Source organism: Stenotrophomonas maltophilia group sp. RNC7, assembly GCF_030910085.1.
GTDB classification, from domain to species: Bacteria; Pseudomonadota; Gammaproteobacteria; order Xanthomonadales; family Xanthomonadaceae; genus Stenotrophomonas; species Stenotrophomonas sepilia.
Window position 1 is genome coordinate 1 of sequence record NZ_JAVFVN010000236.1, and the last position, 281, is coordinate 281.

Below are 281 nucleotides of genomic sequence, written 5' to 3' on the forward strand. Positions count from 1 at the left end.
GGCATTGCCGGGTAGCTATGTTCGGAAGCGATAACCGCTGAAAGCATCTAAGCGGGAAGCGCGCCTCAAGATGAGATCTCCCGGGGCACAAGCCCCCTGAAGGAACCATGTAGACTACGTGGTTGATAGGTCAGGTGTGTCAGTACAGCAATGTATTGAGCTAACTGATACTAATGATCCGTGCGGCTTGACCATATAACCTCAAGTTGCCTTGGCTTTACGACAACGTCGTAAGAGCATCCAAGTGCACGCTACGTCACAAGAACTATGCGAGGCTGGCG

Annotated in this window: 1 rRNA gene; it reads left to right on the plus strand. The window is 52.0% G+C overall.

Annotated elements, in window-relative coordinates:
- Positions 1 to 195, plus strand: a 23S ribosomal RNA gene (locus tag RCF13_RS03015); the annotation flags it as partial.
- Positions 196 to 281 lie beyond the last annotated feature (86 nt).